This is a genomic window from Limibacillus halophilus, assembly GCF_014191775.1.
GTDB classification, from domain to species: domain Bacteria; phylum Pseudomonadota; class Alphaproteobacteria; order Kiloniellales; family CECT-8803; genus Limibacillus; species Limibacillus halophilus.
In genome coordinates this window covers 497,335-516,353 of record NZ_JACHXA010000001.1, presented here as the reverse complement: position 1 = coordinate 516,353, position 19,019 = coordinate 497,335, and the positions used below count along the sequence as shown (strand labels likewise).

Here is a 19,019-nt window from a genome sequence, read left to right as displayed (position 1 = left end):
CAAAGCTTCATGTTGCTAATCGGCAAGGTGGCCATCGTGACCGGCGGCGGCTCCAAGCGGGGCTTGGGTCAGGCGACCGCGCGGCTTTTTGCCGAGCAGGGCGCGGCCGTCGCCATCCTCGACCGCGACGGCGAGGCGGCGGAAGCGCAGGCGAAGGCTTTGGGCGACGGCCACCTGGGCATCACCTGCGACGTGACCGATAAGCAATCCTGCATGGCGGCGGTCGCAGCCGTCGAACAGCGACTGGGGCCCATCACCACATTGGTCAACAACGCCGGCATTACCCAACCGCTGAAGGTCATGGAGGTTTCGGGCGACCACTATGACCAAGTGCTGGACGTGAACCTGCGGGGCACGCTCTACATGAGCCAAGCCGTGATTCCTCTTTTTACGCAACGCCGGAGCGGCGCGATCATCAACATTTCCTCGGTGTCCGCTCAACGCGGCGGCGGTATTTTTGGCGGCCCGCATTATTCGGCTGCCAAAGCCGGTATTCTGGGCCTGACGAAAGCGATGGCCCGCGAGCTCGCCCCTGCGGGCATCCGGGTTAATGCTGTCTGCCCCGGCTTCATCGACACCGATATTACCGGCGGCAAGCTGACTCCGGAGATGCTTGAGCAGATCGTTGCCGGCATACCGATGGGTCGCACCGGACGGGCCGAAGACGTGGCCGGATGCTGCCTTTTTCTCGCTTCCGATCTTTCGGCCTACTGCACGGGCAGCGAGGTGGATGTCAATGGTGGCAGTCACATTCACTAGATCGGGTCACTGAATCGGGGCGCTGAATCGGGGCGCTGAACGCGAGAGGAGAAAAGCGATGGCGGCACGCCAGGTCACGAACACCTCTAAGCAGGATCTGCGAGAAAAGGCGCGCATGATTCGACGGGAAGTTCTGCGCCTCACTGACATCTGCGGATCGGGTCACTACGGTTCCGCCTTTTCCATCGCCGAATTGCTAACGGTTCTCTATTACCAGCTCCTCAATGTCCGGCCGGACGAGCCTCAGTGGGCCGACCGCGATCGCTTCACCATGGGCAAGGGTCACGCTGCCATCGGCCTCTATCCTGTACTTGCCGATCTTGGTTTTTTCCCGGCCAGCGATCTGGACAGCTACACCCGTCTTGGATCTCCTCTGGGCGACCACCCGGATATGAAAAAGGTGAAGGGCGCAGATTTCTCCTCTGGTTCCATCGGGCACAACCTGTCCGTCTCCGTCGGCATGGCTTTGGGGCTCAAGTGCCAAGGGTCGCCTGGCCGTGTCGTCTGCATGATGGGTGACGGTGAGCAGACGGAGGGCCAGGTTTGGGAAGCGGCCATCTCTGCTGCTCACTGGAACCTGTCCAATCTCGTCGGCCTCGTCGACATCAACGGTGCGGGCTCCGACGGCATCGCCCAGGAAACCATGCGCACCGAGCCATTGAAAGCAAAGTGGGAGGCCTTCGGTTGGGATGTCATCGTGCTTGAGGACGGCCACGACCTGGATCAAGTCTTCGACGCACTCAATCGGGCCCTGAACGCACCACGGGAAAAGCCGTGCTGTGTTCTAGCTTACACCGTTGCGGGTAAGGGTGTGTCCTTCATGGAAGGAACCTGGCAATGGCACCTCGGTTTCCTTGGGCCTTTAGATCTCGACCGCGCCTACCAGGAAATCAACAGCGGCACAATTGGCTGAGGGAATGATATCGCCATGACACAATCCTCCAAAAGCGCCACGCCTTTGATGACCCGCGAGATCAAGGCCGGACTGGACCTGCGTGAATCGACCGTCACAGACGCCTTCGATGCGGCCACGTGGGATATGGTGGTTTCACTCGGGCTGTCTCAGCAACTGACGACCGGCAAGGTCTTGACGGACCTCGCTGAGGCGGGACGGGATGATATCGTTGTCTGTACCGCCGATCTTGGTCGGCCAACGCAGGTCGTCGACTTTGGGCGCCGCTTCCCGGACCGCTACTTCAACTTCGGCATTGCCGAGCGCAACATGATCGGTGCAGCCGCCGGGCTGGCGACTACGGGAATGTTGCCGGTCATCTCGAACTACTCTTTCTTCCTAGCGCTGATGGGGCTTGAGAACATCCGTAACGACATCTGCTACACCAATCTGAACGTGCGGATGATCGGCACCCATTCCGGGATCGCCATGGGCTTTTACGGCACATCGCACCATTGTTGCGAGGACATCGGCGCACTGAGAACGCTTGCCAATTTGACCTTGATGGCGCCTTGCGACGGCAACGCGATCCGCGCCGCCTTGACCACCACGATCGATCACCAAGGTCCGATCTACTTCCGAACCGGCCGCGGACGCGAAGCACAGGTCTACGACAGCCCGCCCGATTGGCGTATCGGCGGGTCAAATCTCCTACGCGAGGGAAAGCACGCAACGGTCTTTGCGATCGGCAATCTCGTAAAGGCATCATTGGATGCGGCGGCTATACTCGCGAAAGAAGGTGTGGACTTAGAAGTGGTCGATCTGTACTCAATCCGACCCATAGACCGCGACGCGGTTCGCCGCGCCGCAAAGATGCATGGGATAATTCTCAGTGCAGAGGAACATAACGTTACAGGGGGACTAGGGGCTGCCATCGCTGAGGTAATCGCCGGAGAGGGTTTGGCCGCACGCCTGACCTCAATCGGTATGCCTGATGAATATTCCCTGCTTGGCCCGCCGACGCACCTGTATCGGCACTACGGTTTGGATGGTGAGGGTGTGGCAGCAAAGGTCCGAAGCGCCCTTTCCGTGTGAAGGAAGAGAAAGTCTATGAGTGCAGGCAAGGGCAGAAAAGGCAGCAGCACAAAGCGTCCGATGACGCAAAAGCAGCTTGCGGACAAACTGGGGCTCTCGACGGCTACGGTGTCACTCGCCCTACGTGACAGCCCAATGATTGCCGAGGAAACGCGCAAGCTCGTGCGTGATGCGATGCAGAAAAGCGGCTACGTCTACAATGTTGCCGCCGCGTCCCTGCGAACCGGAAAGACCCGCATCGTCGGCGTGAGTTTCCACGATATCGTCCACCCGTTTTTCGCCGAGATGTTAGCGTCAATCGAGGACAGCCTGTCGGAAAGCGGTAAGGCGATCTTCATCAACAATCATGGCGACGACCCGGAACGCCTCAGGCGCTTCGTTGAAGGCCTGCGCGAGCACGGCGCAGACGGTTTGATCGTTTCACCAGCGTTGGGAACCGACCCGGAGATGCTGCAATTGCTTCGCCGAGCCGGCGCTGCCATCGTGTTCATCTCTCGTTACCTGCCCGGATTCGACGCCGACTTCGCAGGCAACGCCGACGTACTTGGCATGGGGATCGCCACCAGGCACCTTTTGAGTCTGGGTCACAAGGAAATCGTTATGTTGGGCGGTCTTCCCGGCACCACAACCGGCGACAATCGCCTGGCAGGCTTTCGCCGGGCTGTGATTGCAGAGGGACTGACCTGGCGTGATGAGTTGCACCTTCCAGGTGCCGCAAAACGTATTGTCGGGGTCGAGCTGGCGCGTCAGGCCTTGTCACGAACCCCACGACCCACTGCCTTTGCCTGCTTCAATGATTTGGTCGCCTTCGGCGCTATGAACGGCATCCGCGCCGCCGGTCTGGTCCCCGGCAAGGACATCGCCGTCGTCGGCATCGACGATTCACAGGAAGCGCAGGCCTGCTTCCCCCCCTTAACGACTGTTTCCAATCACCCCGGTCGCATCGGCGCCGTGGCTGCCAATCTCCTGTTGGAGCGGCTTGCCGACCCGGCAGCACCCTTCCAGCACATCGCGATTGAGCCAGTCCTTACGGTTCGAGAATCCTGCGGCAGTCCGGGCGAAAACTAATCCTCTCGATCCTACGCCGCTGATCAGCCCGATTGGCCGTCCACGGGCTTGCCGCCAAGGCATTCGTAATACTTCACTGCCTGACTATCGTCGGCCTTTCCGTAGCCCGCCGAAGCCGCACCCAGGAATACCTGTAGCGCAGCGGTGGCCAAAGGCAAGGGAAAGCGCTCCTCGCGCGCGGCATCCAGAACGATGCCCAAATCCTTGACGAAAATATCAACTGCCGACTTGGCGCTGTCGGGTGTCGTGATCATGCGCGGCCCGCGATCACCGATCATCCAGCTTGAACCCGCCGAATTCATGAGAACTTCGTGCAGCAGCGCGGGCTCAAGCCCCTGATCGGTGCCAAAGGCCATGACTTCGGCCGCCACCGCCAAGTTTGCGCCTGCCGCAAGTTGATGAACCATCTTCATGGTCGAGCCCGCGCCGGGCTTGTCACTCAAGCGATAGATGTTGCGCCCCATCGCATCGAGCAGCGGTCCGGCCGCTTCGAAAGCGGCATCCTCACCGGCGGTCATGAAGGTCAAGGTGCCTGCCTCAGCCCCCACCGTCCCGCCGGAAACAGGTGCGTCCAGATAGCGCCAGCCCGCATCGCTGGCGGCCTGTCCCATAGCGGCTGCATCTCCTGCGGGCATGGTCACAGAGCACAGAACAAGTGCGCCGGCTCCCAGCGCGCCGCGAGCGCCGTCCTCCCCGAACAGCACCGTGCGGGCTTGGCTCGCATTCACCACCATGATCACCAACGCATCAGCGCCCATACAGGCTTGCGCCACAGTTGTCGCCCTGCGGCCACCGTTTTCCTCCAGCCATGACAAGGCGGCATCGCTAAGATCAAACCCTGTGACATCGTGCCCGGCCTGCAACAGCATTCCGGCCATTCCACGACCCATTGCGCCCAAACCTGCAAAGGCAATCTTCATAGCTTATGTCTCCAAGAATGTTCGAGGTTAGGCGACAGCGGGAGGGCTACTCCTTAACCGCACCGGTCATCGACGATACGTAGTAATCGACGAAGAAGCTGTAGAGGATAGCCACCGGCAAGGATCCCAGCAACGCACCGGCCATCAGTGAACCCCAGTGATAGACGTCACCGTCCACCAACTCCGATAGGACGGCGACAGGCACGGTCTTGTTGCTGCTGGTTGAGATGAAGGTCAACGCATAGATGAACTCGTTCCAACAGAGCGTGAAGGCGAAGATACCCGCCGAGATCAAACCTGGAACCGACAGTGGGATGATAATCTTCACCAAGATCTGAAAGCGGCTTGCACCATCCATTAACGCGCATTCCTCGAGTTCATAGGGGATCGACTTGAAGTACCCCATCAACAGCCAGGTGCAGAATGGAATGAGGATTGTCGGATAGCTGAGGATCAAGGCCATCGGACTATCGAACAAACCGTACTGGAAGATGATCGTCGCTAAGGGAATGAACAGAATCGAGGGCGGCACCAGGTAGGCGAGGAAGATTAACCCGCCCACCGTCCGCGATCCGCGGAAACGAATGCGCTGGATCGCATAGGCCGCCATGACCGCCGCGACCAGCGAGAGCACCGTGGCACAAACGGCAACCAACATTGTGTTCCACATCCACCAGGGATAGTCCGTCTCGAATATCAGCTTGTAGAAGTGATCCAACGTCGGTGAGTGCACGAGCAGGGGGTTGCTATTCTGGATATCAAGTAGTTCCTCGTTCGGCTTTAGGGCTGTTGTGGTCATCCAGTAAAATGGAAACAGCAGCACGAATGAAATGATCGACAGAGGCAGATAAACCGTCACCCAGCGCGAACTGCGGGTGACAAGAAAGTCCATGCCTTGCGGCTCATCCTTTTCCTTGCGCTCGGTACCAAAGATGGTCTTGCGTTTGATCTGTTGCGCTTGAGGCTCAGTCATCGCCTTCTCCTTGCTGCCACTTGCGGCGCTGCAGGCCAAACCAGGAAAACAATATCGCCGAGAGCAGGAAGGGGATCATAGCCGTCGAAATAGCAGCCCCTTCGCCTAGATTTCCGCCCAGGATCGCGCGCTGGAAGCTGAGTGTCGCCATCAAGTGCGTGGCGTTCACCGGCCCACCGCGCGTCAGGGCGTAGATCAATTGGAAATCGGTGAAGGTAAACAGAACCGAGAAGGTCATGACCACGGCAATGATCGGCGTCAGCATCGGATAGGTGACATAGCGGAACAACTGCCAACGATTTGCGCCATCAATCGTCGCCGCCTCGTATAGCGAGGGCGACACCGTTTGCAGTCCGGCCAGCAGAGTAATCGCGACAAAGGGCACGCCGCGCCAAATGTTGGCGAAGATCGTTGCCCAACGCGCGTTCCAGGGGTCACCGAGAAAATTGATGTTCTCGTCGATCAATCCCATACCGGAAAGCGCCCAGGAAATTACCGAGAACTGCGCATCGTAGATCCACCAAAAGGCTATGGCCGAAAGCACGGTGGGTACGATCCAGGGCAGGAGCACGATTGCCCTGATAAATGCCTTGAAGGGAATGTGCTTGTTCAAAAGCAATGCCAGGTACAGGCCGATGGCGAACTTGAAGACGCTGGCCACGACCGTGTAAAGCATCGTGTTGAAGACGGAAAGCCAGAACACGTCGTCGTCCATCAACCAGACGAAATTCTCAATGCCGATAAAGACACCAGACCGGCCGATGGACGCGTCGGTCAACGAAAGCCAGATGCCAAGACCCAAGGGATAGGTGAGAAAGGCAACCAAAAACGCGGTCGCGGGCAGCATGAACCAGAACCCCAGCCAGCCCTTGTTGTTGGCAAGCCTGGCACCCAAGGAAAGATACATCGCATCGCCCGATTGACCTGGTTGTGGGCCCTTCGATTGTGCGGCGGCTTTCGTGTCGGTCACGGCCATCCCTGGCACAACTCCCTTCTAAGAAAAACCAACGCCAACACCGGACCTGACGGAGCGGTGCATGGCCGGCAACCCGGGCGGGACCCGGCAGTCAATTGACCGCCGTTTCCCGCCCTCGTAAGTACCTTCAGCGGCTGTAGATACGTTCAGCCTTGCGGGCTGCCTGTTTGACCGCATCGGCCGGGCTCGATTGCCCGGTCGCGACCGAGGCGAACATGTCGAGCACGATGAACTCCGCCAAGGCTGCGGCGGCCTTCTCTCCGACCGAACCCTGATAACCCGCCGTGAGCGTGCGCTTGGCCGCCTCACGGAAAATCGTCCGCTTGGGATCGTCGGTCCAAACCGGCGCATTGTCGAAGGCGTTGAGTGAGTGCGTCAGATACCCGACGGCCCCATCCAGCCACTTGTCATAAGTCGGGCTGGACATCATGAATGCCATGAAGGCCTTACAGGCGTTGGGGAACTTCGTGTAGTTGAAGGCCATGATCGGATAGGCGATGTGGAACTCCGTCGGCTTGCCGACCGGACCGGTCGGCCAGACCGCATGGTCGATATCCGCCGCCATCTCCATCCCATCCACCACAGCCTTCGTGTAAATCGAAATGCCGTTGTTCGTGAGGCCCACTTCGCCCGACAGGAAGGCTTTGTTGTTGTTGCCGTCATTCCAAGAAGCCGTGCCCGGGATGAAGGTGTCGTAAAGCTCCTTCACATACTCACAGGCCGCAAGGGATTCAGGGCTGTCGATGATAACCTTGTCATTCTCGTCCACCATCGCGCCGCCATGGCTCCACAAGGCCCAGTGCACCCAGGCATTACCATCACCCGATGCATGACCCAGCGCCATGCCCGCCGGCATCCCGGTACCCTTAAGCGCTTTGCAGAGCTCCAGGAACCCGGCGTTGTCATCGGGGAAAGTCTTGAAGCCGGCCTTCTCAATCGCCGACTGGCGGTAGTTGATGTAGTTGCCGTTAAAGCACATCGGCAATCCGATCCACTTGCCGCCATTGACGCCGTACGCCTTCGCTGAATCAACCCAGCCGCCGTACTCACCGCCCAGGTGGTCGGCCACATCGGTTAGATCAAGCAGCTTATTGGGGAACAGGTGCGGTGTGGAATAGAGACCCCAGACCAGGTCCGGGCCCGAACCGACGTTGGCGGCCACGGACGCCTTGGGTTGGATATCGTCCATGAACTCATTCTCGACAGTCACGGCGACCCCCGTTGCCTCGGTGAAGGCAGCCACGGCGGCATTGAAAGCATCCTCTTCAGACTGGATGAAACGCTTCCAGCGCAGCAAGCGGAGTTCAGCGCCCGCTTCGGGCTTGAAGGGGTTCATGGCAGCCCATGCTTTGGCAACATCAAGGAGACCGGACCTCTCCGCGGCAAGTAGGGCCGCGGCGGCGGCCGATCCCTTCATAAAGGAACGGCGATTAAATGACATACTATCCTCCCATTCTTTGTTCATTGGGGATTGATCCCCGTCTTTGGACGCAAGCGCGGCACCGGCCGCCCCACGCCAGCGGGTCAGGCGACCAGCGTCCGCCCCGTTTCCGCGTCGAACACATGCGCCCGCTCTACATCAGGTCGCATGTGAATTCCCTCACCCGGCTTGAAGGCATGCCTCTCACGAAACAGCGCATTGACTTCATGGTCTCCGAGCTTGCTGACAATCTGCACTTCGGACCCGGTCGGCTCTGTCACGATCACCTCCGAGCGAAAGCCTTGGCCCTCCCCGCAAAGCACCAAGTGCTCCGGTCTGAATCCGAAGACAATCGGCTTGCCTTCTTCCAGGCCGCCGACCCGTTGAATATCGATACGGGTTCCCCCGTTGATCTCGATTTGCGCCCGCTCGCCCTCCAGCCGCGCCACACCCTCCACGAAATTCATGGCGGGGGAGCCTATAAACCCAGCGACGAAAAGGTTGTTCGGGTGGTCGTAAAGCTCGAGCGGCGCGCCGATCTGCTCGACGTTGCCGCCCTGCATGACCACGATCTTGTCGGCCATGGTCATGGCTTCGATCTGATCGTGGGTCACGTAGATCGTGGTCGCGCCCAAGCGCTGGTGCAGCGCCTTGATCTCGGTACGCATCTGCACGCGCAACTTTGCATCGAGGTTCGATAGCGGCTCATCGAAGAGAAAGACCTGTGGGTCGCGAACGATGGCCCGGCCCATGGCAACCCGTTGACGCTGCCCCCCCGACAACTGCCGGGGAAAGCGATCCAGATAAGGGACCAACCCCAGGATATCGGCGGCATGCTGCACCCGCCTGTCGATCTCCGCCTGATCCGTCTTCCTGAGCTTCAAGCTGAAGGCCATGTTGTCATAAACCTTCATGTGCGGATAAAGCGCATAGTTCTGGAACACCATGGCGGTGTCGCGCTCCTTGGGCGGCACCATATTGACGACCCGGTCGTCGATCAGAACCTCGCCGGCTGTAATCGACTCAAGGCCTGCCAGCATCCGCAGCAGGGTGGATTTGCCGCAACCCGAGGGGCCGACCAGAACGGCGAACTCACCGTCTTCAATGTCAATGAAAACGCCGTGGACAACTTCCACGGAACCAAAAGACTTGCGCACATCACGGATCGTCACAGACGCCATGCAGAAATCAAACCTCCCTAGCGCAGTTTCATTATCGGGTGATTTTTTGTCCCCACCGCTACGCAACGGCAAAACAATGATTGAACCGTTGAGCGCGTTGGTCAATGCTTTTTTAAATCGATTTAGATGGCTACCAGTATACAAATGCTGCCTAACGGGCTCCAATCCCATGAAAATTGGCGGAAGGGGATTCCATGAAACAAAAAATTTTGATGATAGGCCCGTTGATGGCGTTGGTTCAGGAGGCTCTGGCTCAGAACTATGACCTTCTGCGGTACTGGGAGGCCGATGATAAGGACGCTCTTCTGGCTGCCGAAGGCGCAAAGATCAAAGGAATTGCGACGGATGGACATCTGGGCGCCAGTCGCGCGTTGATGGACCGCCTCCCCAACCTTGAGATCATTGTGTGCCAGGGTGTCGGATATGACGCCATTGATCTGGAGGCGGCCCGGGCCCGCGGTATTGCCGTAACCAACACGCCAGAGGTGCTAAGTAATGCCGTTGCCGAGTTGACTCTCGGCATGATGATCGGCCTTTGCCGCCGGATTCCCCAATGCGATCAGTATGTTCGTAAAGGTCATTGGTTGAAGGCCCACTATCCCCTGACAGCCGAACTGACCGGGGCCCAGGTGGGGATCCTGGGTCTCGGGCGAATTGGCAAGGAGATTGCCGCGAGGTGTTGCGCCTTCAAAATGCAGATCAGCTACCACGGCCGAACGCAGCAAGCGAACCAACCCTATCGCTATTACTCTGACTTGGTCGCCATGGCGCGCGATGTGGACTGGCTGGTGGTCATTGCACCCGGATCTGCAGAAACCCAAGGGCTGGTGAGTCGCGAAGTCCTGGAGGCGCTGGGGCCCAAAGGATGCCTTGTGAACGTCGCGCGCGGTTCATTGGTAGACGAGACGGCTCTTGTCGCGCTATTGACCAGTGGAAAGCTGGGTGGCGCCGCGCTGGATGTCTTTGCCCAGGAACCTAAAGTGCCTGAAGCATTGTTCGGGCTCGACAATGTCTTGCTGCTGCCACATGTCGGCAGTGCGACCGTCCAAACGCGCCGCGCCATGGGTCAGTTGGTGATCGATAATCTGGCGGCGCATTTCGCGGGACGGCCTCTTTTAACGCCCGTCGCCTAAAGTTTAGGAGTCACGATCTATGTCCATCCGAAAAGTCGCCGTCCTGGGAACCGGAATCATGGGTGCCCCCATGGCGCGCAACATCGCCAACGCCGGATTCGCCGTAACCGTCTGGAATCGTACGACCTCCAAAGCGGAGCGTTTGAGTGACGTGACGACGGTCGCCGCAACGCCGGCAGAAGCCGCGGCTCAGGCCGATGCGGTTGTCACAATGCTGGAGAACTCTGGTGTCGTGACGCAGTTGCTTTTCGGAGACGGCGACGCGGCGGCGGCGGCGCCGGAGGGCTGCCTCTTTATCGATATGTCATCGATCCAACCTTCCGTCGCCCGCGACCATGCCGCTATGCTGGAGAAGATCAGAAAACGCCATCTAGACGCCCCTGTGTCCGGCGGCGAAAAAGGAGCTATCGAGGCCACGCTCGCCATCATGGCAGGTGGCGGTAAAGATGATCTTGCCGACGCGGGGACCTTATTGAAATCAATGGGTAACGTGACCCATGTCGGCGATCACGGCGCAGGTCAGGTGGCCAAACTTGCTAACCAAGCCATCGTGGCCGTCACCATCGGCGCGGTCGCTGAAGCCTTGCTTCTGGCTCAAGAAGGCGGTTGCGACCCGGTCGCTGTTCGATCAGCCATCATGGGCGGCTTTGCGACCTCGCGCATACTCGACTTACACGGCCAGCGAATGCTGGAGCGCAACTGGATGCCTGGCGGCCCGATACGCATGCAACTCAAGGACCTAAACAATGTGATCGAGGTCGCGCGCGAGGCCGGCCTGACGTTGCCGCTGACGGAAAAGGCACAACGCGCCTATTCCGACCTCAACGATGCGATGTCAGCCGGGAACCAGGATCACAGCGCCTATCTTCTATGGCTTGAGGCGCTGAATGGCGGCAAACGCCTGGGCCAGGGTGCCGACCAGCGTGCGGGCTAGTCCCGTCGGATATCGTCTTCCAGAAAGCCGCGGACATTGTCTTCGAAGGAATGGTCGGCGATGAAGCCCAACTTCGTGGCCTTCTCGGGCCTCAGGTCGGCGAGCCACCCGTCCACAATCTTCTGAATAACGGGATCCGGCTCCCAGCGAATGCGCGAAACCGGTTCATCGCCCGCGACGCGCCGCATTGCCTCGACCATCTCGCCAATGGTCGCCAGCAACCCAGGGAGCGCAATGCAGCGGTTCTCGCCCCACACCTTTGCCTCCAGCTCCGCAGCGTGCAGCAGATTGGCAATCACCGCGCGCGGCGAGCAGACCCACATCGGCGACTCCGGTTTAACCGGACAGATGGCTTCGTCGCCCTGCAAAGGCTCGCGAAAGATGGACGAGGCGAAAGAGGAAGCCGCGCGATTGGGCTTGCCTGGCCTGACGGTAACCGTCGGTAGCCGCAAGCCCCTCCCGTCAATGAAGCCCTTGCGGGAGTAATCGTTGATCAGTAACTCGCCTATCGCCTTTTGGGTTCCGTAGGAAGTTTGCGGGTTCAGCAAGTACCAGTCTTCTATGGGCTGTGGGATTTCACCTCCGTAAACCGCCACGGAGCTGGAAAAAACGACAACCGGCGCTGTCTCCAGCGCACGACAACGCTCCAACACGTTGAGCGTTCCCATCAAGTTCGCCTGGAGCCCGGATTCGAACTCAGCCTCTGCCTGTCCTGACACCACGGCCGCCAGATGGAAAACTGCGTCCGTGCCATTTGGGATCGCCTGCGAGATCGACGCTGCGTCACTAATATCAGCCGCCCTGGTCGTGATGACGAAGTCCGCAGCCACGGCAGGTGGCGCACTCAAGTCCACGAGGTGGAGCGCGCGAATTTCCTGCCCTCTCAGGACACCGCGGGCGGCCAACGCCGCGGCCAGCTTTTGACCAAGAAATCCGCCGGCGCCCAGAATTGTGACTTGCATGGGTTAGCTTCCCCACGCCACGGCGGTTTGATGCTGCTCACCCAAACCCTCGACGCCGAGACGGACCTCGTCTCCGGCTTTCAGGAAACGCGGCGGCTTCAACCCCATGCCCACACCGTGCGGCGTGCCCGTCGCAATCAAATCACCGGGTTGCAGCAGCATATGACGGCTCATGTAGGAAATGATCTCGGCAACGCTGAAGATCATGTCCGAGGTGTCGCCTTCTTGCATACGCTCGCCATTCACGTCGAGCCAAACCTGCAGGGCCTGAGGGTCGGGAACCGCATCGGCGGATACCAGGTGAGGGCCGGTCGGTCCGAAGGTGGGCGCCGATTTTCCCTTGATCCACTGGCCGGTGCTTTCCAACTGGAAAGCCCGCTCGGACACATCGTTCACGACGCAGTACCCGGCCACACAGGAAAGCGCCTCGGCCTCGCTGACGTAAGACGCTTCCCGCCCGATAACCACGCCAAGCTCAACTTCCCAATCGGTCTTTTCCGAACCCTTGGGAATGACGATGGGGTCATAGGGCCCCGACAGCGCGGAACTGGCCTTGGAGAAAAGCACCGGCTCGGCCGGTGGCGGCATGCCGCTTTCGGCGGCGTGCTTGGCGTAGTTGAGACCGATACAATAGAAGTTCGTTACGAACGGCAGACAGGCCCCGATACGTGGGCTTCCCTCAACCAACGGCAGCGCTTCCGGGTCGATGGCCCGCAGGCTGTCCATGCCCTGTTCAGTCAAACTATGCGGGCCAAAATCCTCGATAAGGTGCGACAAATCTCGAATGCGCCCCTCTGAATCCAGAAGACCTGGCAACTCTTCGCCCGCTTCACCCCAACGCAGTAATTTCAAGGTCCCTCTCCTTCTTTCTTATCCTGGTCACTGGCAGCGGACCAAACGGACGCCGCAATACCATGGTTCTAGTGGTTGTCGCGTGGCAGCACGCGCGCGACACGCTGATAGGCTGTTGCAAACTCCAGGCAACCGCCGCCGGAAAGCTGTCCGACATGCTGGCGGTATAGCTCCTGCCAGGGTGTTTGATGCGTCAATTCCGGAGGCTTGTAAGCCGCTCGCCGCGCCGTCATTTCCGCATCATCGATTAACATCTCCAAACGGCGTTCCTGCAAGTCCAGGCGCACTCTATCGCCGGTTCTGAGCAGAGCCAAGCCGCCGCCGACGGCGGCCTCCGGCGAGGCGTTGAGAATGGAGGGACTTTCGGAGGTACCGCTCTGACGGCCATCCCCAACGGTGGGCAGATGCTCGATACCCTGTCGAATCATCGCATCGGGCGGCTGCATGTTCACAACCTCCGCCGAGCCTGGAAAACCAACCGGACCGACGTTGCGAATGAAGAGCATGCTGGTTTCATCAATCTCAAGGGTCGGGTCATTGATACGTTGATGATAGTCCTCGGGGCCTTCGAAGACGATGGCCCGTGCATCGACGATACCCTCGGACCCGGGCCGCTCAAAGAAGCGCTTGCGGAATTCGGGCGATATCACCGAAGTCTTGAGCAAGGCGCTATCAAAGAGGTTTCCCGACAGCACCATGAAACCGGCATCTTCGCGCAAGGGATTTTCTACAGAGCGTATGACGTCTTGGTCCTGACTACATTGGCCTTCCAGATTATCCGTGACGCTGCGCCCGGTGACGGTCAAGCACGTCCCATCGAGCTTCCCCGCCTTCAGCATCTCCGCCATGACCGCCGGTACACCGCCGGCACGTTGGAAGGATTCGCCCAGATACTTGCCGGACGGCTGCATGTTCACCAACAACGGTAAGGCGTAGCCATGCTCCTCCCAGTCCTCGATCGATAGCGCCACACCGGCATGGCGCGCGATGGCCTGTATATGCGGCGGCGCGTTGGTCGAGCCCCCGATCGCGGTGTTCACCCGAATAGCGTTGAGGAAGGCATCACGGGTCAAGATCTGCGACGGCCGCAGATCGTCCCAAACCATCTCGACGATCCGGCGTCCGGTCGCATAAGCCATCTGCCCTCGCTCCCGGTAGGGCGCGGGAATGGCGGCGCAACCGGGCAGACTCATGCCCAACGCCTCCGCCAGGGCATTCATCGTGGAGGCCGTTCCCATCGTGTTGCAGTGACCCATCGAAGGAGCCGAAGCGCAGACCCTGGACATAAACTCCTCGTAGTCGATCTCACCACTACCAAGCAGGCGGCGGCTCTCCCAAACGACCGTTCCCGAACCCGCCAGCTTACCGCGCCACCAACCATCCAGCATTGGCCCGCCGGACAAGACGATCGCAGGCAGATCGACGGTCGCAGCGCCCATCAGCATCGCTGGCGTGGTTTTATCGCACCCCGTCGTCAGAACCACCCCGTCTAGCGGATAGCCGAACAACACCTCGACCAGCCCGAGATAGGCGAGGTTACGGTCCAGCGCCGCCGTTGGGCGTTTCCCGGTTTCTTGAATTGGATGCACCGGAAACTCGATGGGAATGCCGCCTGCGTCTCGTATTCCTGCGCGCAGGCGCTCAGCAAGATCGATATGAATTCGATTGCAGGGCGACAGGTCCGAGCCGGTTTGCGCAATGCCAATGATCGGCCTTCCCGATTGCAGTTCGCCGCGTGTCAGCCCGTAGTTCAGATAGCGCTCGATATAAAGCGCGGTCATCGCCGGATTGTCGGGATTGTCGAACCACTCCTGGCTGCGTAATCGCCTCTGGTCCTTACTGGATGGCATTGAATTCCTCCCGACGATCTTGGTGAGTCGCGTTTTCATTCAGTTTTTTACCGCTCCGGGCTTGGCAAGCGTGCTGGAGTGGAATTTAATCGATTTAAGGCGAGAGCCGCGCGGCGGTCAAGCCACAGTGGGAGGAAGCAGCTATGAATCTGATCGACCTAAAAGGCCGCTGCGCTGTCGTTACCGGCGGCGGGCAGGGCATTGGGCGGGCCGTAGCCGAGCGGTTTTTGGCGTCCGGCGCCTCGGTCGCGATATGGGACAACGACATGGAAACGGCGCAAGCAACCGCTGACGAGCTTAAAAAGCTCGGGCCCGCGATCTTCTACCAAGTCGACATGACGGATTGGCACAGCGTTAGTTCAACCGCCGAGGAAACCCATGCCCACCTCGGTAAAATCGACATTATGGTGAACAACGCCGGTATTTCGGGTCTCAATGCGTCCGTCGCCGATTATCCGATCGAAGAGTGGCATCGCGTGATCAATCTGGACCTGAACGGCGTCTTCCACGGCTGCAAGGCGGCGGTCCCCTTGATGACGGCGGCAGGCTACGGCCGAATCATCAATGTCGCTTCCATCGCCGGCAAGGAGGGTAATCCGAACGCAGCGGCCTACTCAGCAGCCAAAGCAGGCGTGATCGCCTTGACCAAATCACTGGGCAAGGAATTGGCCGAATTCAACATCGCGGTAAACTGCATTACCCCGGCGGCAGCCAAGACGGCAATTTTTGATCAAATGACAGAGGAGCACATCAATTACATGCTGTCGAAAATTCCGCGCAAGCGCTTTGTCGAAGTCAAGGAGATCGCCGCCATGGTGGCTTGGTTGGCCTCCGAAGATAATTCCTTCACGACCGGTGCGGTTTTTGACCTCTCCGGCGGCCGCGCAACCTATTGAGCGAGTCAATGCCCAGAATACTGGCCGTTGGCGAATGCATGGCCGAGTTGAGCCCGCCTGACGATCAGGGACGGCGATGCTTGGGCTATGGCGGCGACACCCTGAACACCGCACTTTATATGGCCCGCCTGCTGGGCAAGGGCCTCGTGGGATATGTAACCCGTCTGGGCGACGACGCTCTGAGCAAGAACATGGCCGACGATTGGCGGTTGGAGGGTCTCGACACCACACTGGTTGAAACGGCAGCGGGGCGAACCGTCGGCCTTTACGCCATCGATCTGGATGATCGTGGTGAGCGCAGCTTCACCTACTGGCGCGGGGAATCACCCGCGCGCGAGCTCTTTAATCAAGGAGCCTACGCAAAGCGGCTGGAGGCCATCGAACGAGCGGCCTTGGTCTATATCAGCGGCATCACGCTCGCCATCTTGCCGAACCAATGTCGCCGAGCCCTGCTCGATGCGCTGGCGAAGGCTCGAGCCGCCGGCGCCATGGTCGCCTGCGATCCGAACTATCGGCCGCAGCTTTGGCCCGATATGGCCGCGGCGCAACATTGGATGGGCGAAGTTTACCGCACTTCCAGCATCGTCGTAACCAGTCCGGACGAAGAGCAACGGCTGTTTGGCAACCAGGAGATCGCTACTCGGACCGCAGCCGAGATCGTGGTGAAACAAGGAGGAGCGCCATGCCTTCTGATGCTTCAGGGGAAGACGCTTGAGGTCACGCCGCCCGCCGTTCTTAAACCACGCGACACAACCGGCGCGGGCGACGCTTTTAACGCCGCTTATCTGGCGACCCGTTTCTCCGGCGGCGACCCAATGGAAGCAGCCCGGGCGGGCCACCGCCTCGCGGCGAAGGTCATTATGTCCCCCGGCGCCATTCTGCCGAGCAATGTCATGAAAGAAAGCGCCCCATGAGCCCCGGTCATTCGAGAAGTGATACTTTGCGCGGGCACTTGCAGCGCGCACCTGTTATTCCGGTGCTGACACTCATCTACCGCTAGAGCACGCTGCCCAAAGCGACATCCGGCTGAACCCCGCGCGCATTGTTCCGTGCAACGGCGAGGGCTTTGCCGGGTGTATTTGTATGGAAATTTTCAAATGAACATTGCTTGGAGGTATTGCAACTATTTTTACTTATTTATGACATTTAATTTTCATGTTGCCGTGCTATTGTGTTCACTTGAAACAAAATGAACGTGATTTATGTGTGAATGAGCATCGAATGAGCCTGACTGGACGACAACACACAATTGCGGACATCGTGGCCAGGGAGGGTTTCACGACGGTCGATAGTCTTGCCGCGGCTTTTAGCGTCACCACACAGACCATTCGCCGCGACCTGCGTTCACTTTGCGATCGCGGTATCCTTCGCCGTCGGCATGGGGGTGTTGACCTGCCATCGGGTAACGAGAATCTGCCCTACCCAATGCGACAAATACTGGCTCTTCGGGAAAAGCAGCGCATCGCCCGTGCCGTTGCCGATTATGTGCCTGACGGCGCGTCCTTGGCTTTTAGCATTGGAACGACACCGGAGATTGTCGCCACGGCGCTGTCCGGCCACAAGAACCTTCGGGTTTTTACGAATAACATCAATGTCGCGGCGGCGGCCTGTCGTAATGCCAGCTTCGAGGTAACGACGGCGGGCGGACGACTTCGCAACCAGGACATGGACGTCATCGGCCCTTCAGCCGACGCGTTCTTTGCCTCTTACAAGGTTGACTTCGGGATATTCGGTGTTGGGGGCGTCGATGCGGACGGGTCGCTTCTGGATTTCACGGAGGATGAGGTCAAGGTTCGAGAAACCATTCGCCAGAATTGCCGCCAGTCATTGCTGGTGCTCGACCATACAAAATTTGGGCGGCCCGCGCACGTCCGGGGCGGGTACATACATGAAATGTCCGTCGTCTTTTGCGATCAGGACCCACCGGAGACAATCCGCAAGTCCTTATCGGATGCGGGCGTAAAATTTGTTCTGGGACGAGGACGACCCGAGGAATGAGCAGGATCGAAGTACAGTCCCTGGTAAAGGAATGGAGCGGCCAACGGGCCGTCGACAATCTTTCTTTCGTCGTGGAAGAAGGCAGTTTCACGGTCCTTCTCGGCCCCTCCGGCTGCGGAAAATCAACGACTCTGCGGATGATCGCCGGCCTCGAGGACGTCACCGGCGGGCGCGTCATGATTGGCGAAAGAGACGTTACCAACCTGGACGCAGCACAGCGCAATTTAGCCATGGTGTTTCAGTCCTATGCGCTTTTCCCGCACCTTTCCGTGGCTGAGAACATCGTTTTCGGCCTGAAGGTCCGAAAGGTAAAGCGGGTGGAACGGGAACAGCGATTGCAGCGTGTGGCCGAGATTGTTGGACTGGAGGGATATCTGGAACGCAAACCTGCGCAGCTTTCGGGCGGCCAGCGGCAGCGTGTTGCCCTGGCGCGGGCGATCATCGCCGAGTACCCAGTTTGCCTGATGGACGAACCGCTGTCGAACCTCGACGCCAAGCTGCGCGGTGAAATGCGGGCTGAGATTCGTGGCCTGCAACGGAAGTTGGGAATCACGATGGTCTATGTCACTCACGACCAGACGGAAGCTATGTCGATGGCTGATCAGGTTGTGTTGCTGCGTGACGGTCGATGCGAACAAATCGGCACCCCAGACACGCTCTACAATCGCCCCCAAACCGCCTTCGCCGCTCGTTTTCTCGGACTTCCCCCTATGAACCTTCTGCGTCTTTCGAGAACGGCCAACGGCACGGGTATAGTCGGCCTGGGGGACCAAGGGGCCATATCATTTGAGGCAGACGAGGGCTGGCATCTCGGCTTGCGACCCGAGGACATTGAGTTTTGTGACGAGGGCGTGCCAGCAAGGGTCACCGCCATCGACTACTTGGGCGCCGATTCCGTTGTCAGCCTTGAAATTGGTGGCCAGGGCCTGGCGGTACGCACGGCCGGCCATAGCAACCTGAAACTGGGCGAAGCGGTGCATATCGGCTGGAACCCGACGGCGGCGCACCTATTCGATGCCCAAGGAGTGAGGGCTGCAGTCAGTTAGTTTCTTGAGTTCACCGGTCTGGGCACCGGTTATTCCGAGGCAATGATAAAGAAACGTTTCCGTC

18 protein-coding genes are annotated in these 19,019 nt (G+C 59.3%); 10 read left to right on the top strand and 8 right to left on the bottom strand.

Going from position 1 to position 19,019, the window contains the following annotated elements; genetic code table 11:
* Nucleotides 1–9 precede the first annotated feature (9 nt).
* Genes FHR98_RS02370 through FHR98_RS02355 form a run of 4 tightly spaced genes read left to right on the top strand, consistent with a single transcriptional unit; the run spans nucleotide 10 to nucleotide 3,814 of the window.
* On the top strand, nucleotides 10–759 hold the full coding sequence (locus FHR98_RS02370; protein WP_183415012.1) for an SDR family NAD(P)-dependent oxidoreductase: 750 nt from the start codon (nucleotides 10–12) through the stop codon (nucleotides 757–759).
* Nucleotides 760–817: 58 nt separating this feature from the next.
* Nucleotides 818–1,672: a transketolase gene (locus FHR98_RS02365; protein WP_183415011.1), complete on the top strand. Its 855-nt coding sequence runs from the start codon at nucleotides 818–820 to the stop codon at nucleotides 1,670–1,672.
* Between the two features lie 15 nt (nucleotides 1,673–1,687).
* The gene (locus FHR98_RS02360) at nucleotides 1,688–2,746 is read left to right on the top strand and encodes a transketolase family protein (protein ID WP_183415010.1); all 1,059 of its coding nucleotides are present in this window, start codon (nucleotides 1,688–1,690) and stop codon (nucleotides 2,744–2,746) included.
* Nucleotides 2,747–2,761: 15 nt separating this feature from the next.
* Complete coding sequence (locus tag FHR98_RS02355) at nucleotides 2,762–3,814, top strand: LacI family DNA-binding transcriptional regulator (protein ID WP_183415009.1); 1,053 nt, start codon at nucleotides 2,762–2,764, stop codon at nucleotides 3,812–3,814.
* A 23-nt stretch (nucleotides 3,815–3,837) separates the two neighbouring features.
* Here the strand turns inward: FHR98_RS02355 and FHR98_RS02350 are convergent, their stop codons facing one another.
* The 5 genes from FHR98_RS02350 to FHR98_RS02330 form a co-directional block, all read right to left on the bottom strand.
* Nucleotides 3,838–4,734 carry an NAD(P)-dependent oxidoreductase gene (locus FHR98_RS02350; RefSeq protein WP_183415008.1) on the bottom strand — a complete coding sequence of 299 codons (897 nt, stop codon included), beginning with the start codon at nucleotides 4,732–4,734 and terminating at the stop codon, nucleotides 3,838–3,840.
* A 46-nt stretch (nucleotides 4,735–4,780) separates the two neighbouring features.
* Nucleotides 4,781–5,707 carry a carbohydrate ABC transporter permease gene (locus FHR98_RS02345; RefSeq protein WP_183415007.1) on the bottom strand — a complete coding sequence of 309 codons (927 nt, stop codon included), beginning with the start codon at nucleotides 5,705–5,707 and terminating at the stop codon, nucleotides 4,781–4,783.
* Entirely contained in the window at nucleotides 5,700–6,683 is a 984-nt protein-coding gene (locus tag FHR98_RS02340; protein ID WP_183415006.1) for a carbohydrate ABC transporter permease, read from the bottom strand. Before FHR98_RS02340 ends, FHR98_RS02345 begins: the two co-directional genes overlap by 8 nt.
* A gap of 127 nt (nucleotides 6,684–6,810) precedes the next feature.
* Complete coding sequence (locus FHR98_RS02335; protein ID WP_183415005.1) at nucleotides 6,811–8,124, bottom strand: ABC transporter substrate-binding protein; 1,314 nt, start codon at nucleotides 8,122–8,124, stop codon at nucleotides 6,811–6,813.
* Between the two features lie 83 nt (nucleotides 8,125–8,207).
* Nucleotides 8,208–9,284, bottom strand: coding sequence for an ABC transporter ATP-binding protein (locus FHR98_RS02330; protein WP_183415004.1), 1,077 nt, complete (start codon nucleotides 9,282–9,284; stop codon nucleotides 8,208–8,210).
* A 194-nt stretch (nucleotides 9,285–9,478) separates the two neighbouring features.
* Here FHR98_RS02330 and FHR98_RS02325 point away from each other — a divergent pair, with 194 nt between their 5' ends.
* Nucleotides 9,479–10,417 carry a 2-hydroxyacid dehydrogenase gene (locus FHR98_RS02325; RefSeq protein WP_183415003.1) on the top strand — a complete coding sequence of 313 codons (939 nt, stop codon included), beginning with the start codon at nucleotides 9,479–9,481 and terminating at the stop codon, nucleotides 10,415–10,417.
* Between the two features lie 19 nt (nucleotides 10,418–10,436).
* Nucleotides 10,437–11,351 carry an NAD(P)-dependent oxidoreductase gene (locus FHR98_RS02320; protein ID WP_183415002.1) on the top strand — a complete coding sequence of 305 codons (915 nt, stop codon included), beginning with the start codon at nucleotides 10,437–10,439 and terminating at the stop codon, nucleotides 11,349–11,351.
* On the opposite strand, the gene denD is transcribed toward FHR98_RS02320, so the two are convergent.
* The 3 genes from denD to FHR98_RS02305 all read right to left on the bottom strand — a co-directional run bounded on the left by denD (nucleotide 11,348) and on the right by FHR98_RS02305 (nucleotide 15,015).
* Nucleotides 11,348–12,313 carry a D-erythronate dehydrogenase gene (gene denD, locus FHR98_RS02315; RefSeq protein ID WP_183415001.1) on the bottom strand — a complete coding sequence of 322 codons (966 nt, stop codon included), beginning with the start codon at nucleotides 12,311–12,313 and terminating at the stop codon, nucleotides 11,348–11,350. The two genes, FHR98_RS02320 and denD, sit on opposite strands and share 4 nt — an antisense overlap.
* Nucleotides 12,314–12,316: 3 nt before the next feature.
* A complete protein-coding gene (locus FHR98_RS02310) occupies nucleotides 12,317–13,165 on the bottom strand; it encodes a fumarylacetoacetate hydrolase family protein (RefSeq protein ID WP_183415000.1) in 849 nt (282 codons plus the stop codon).
* Nucleotides 13,166–13,233: 68 nt separating this feature from the next.
* On the bottom strand, nucleotides 13,234–15,015 hold the full coding sequence (locus tag FHR98_RS02305) for an IlvD/Edd family dehydratase (RefSeq protein ID WP_183414999.1): 1,782 nt from the start codon (nucleotides 15,013–15,015) through the stop codon (nucleotides 13,234–13,236).
* Between the two features lie 143 nt (nucleotides 15,016–15,158).
* Here FHR98_RS02305 and FHR98_RS02300 point away from each other — a divergent pair, with 143 nt between their 5' ends.
* From FHR98_RS02300 to FHR98_RS02285, 4 genes are all read left to right on the top strand, one after another.
* The gene (locus tag FHR98_RS02300; protein ID WP_183414998.1) at nucleotides 15,159–15,911 is read left to right on the top strand and encodes an SDR family NAD(P)-dependent oxidoreductase; all 753 of its coding nucleotides are present in this window, start codon (nucleotides 15,159–15,161) and stop codon (nucleotides 15,909–15,911) included.
* A gap of 8 nt (nucleotides 15,912–15,919) precedes the next feature.
* Nucleotides 15,920–16,825, top strand: a complete 906-nt coding sequence (locus tag FHR98_RS02295) for a sugar kinase (protein ID WP_183414997.1) — start codon at nucleotides 15,920–15,922, stop codon at nucleotides 16,823–16,825.
* A 307-nt stretch (nucleotides 16,826–17,132) separates the two neighbouring features.
* A complete protein-coding gene (locus FHR98_RS02290; RefSeq protein WP_183414996.1) occupies nucleotides 17,133–17,909 on the top strand; it encodes a DeoR/GlpR family DNA-binding transcription regulator in 777 nt (258 codons plus the stop codon).
* The gene (locus FHR98_RS02285) at nucleotides 17,906–18,955 is read left to right on the top strand and encodes an ABC transporter ATP-binding protein (RefSeq protein WP_183414995.1); all 1,050 of its coding nucleotides are present in this window, start codon (nucleotides 17,906–17,908) and stop codon (nucleotides 18,953–18,955) included. The genes FHR98_RS02290 and FHR98_RS02285 overlap by 4 nt, the downstream gene beginning before the upstream one ends.
* Nucleotides 18,956–19,019: the final 64 nt, after the last annotated feature.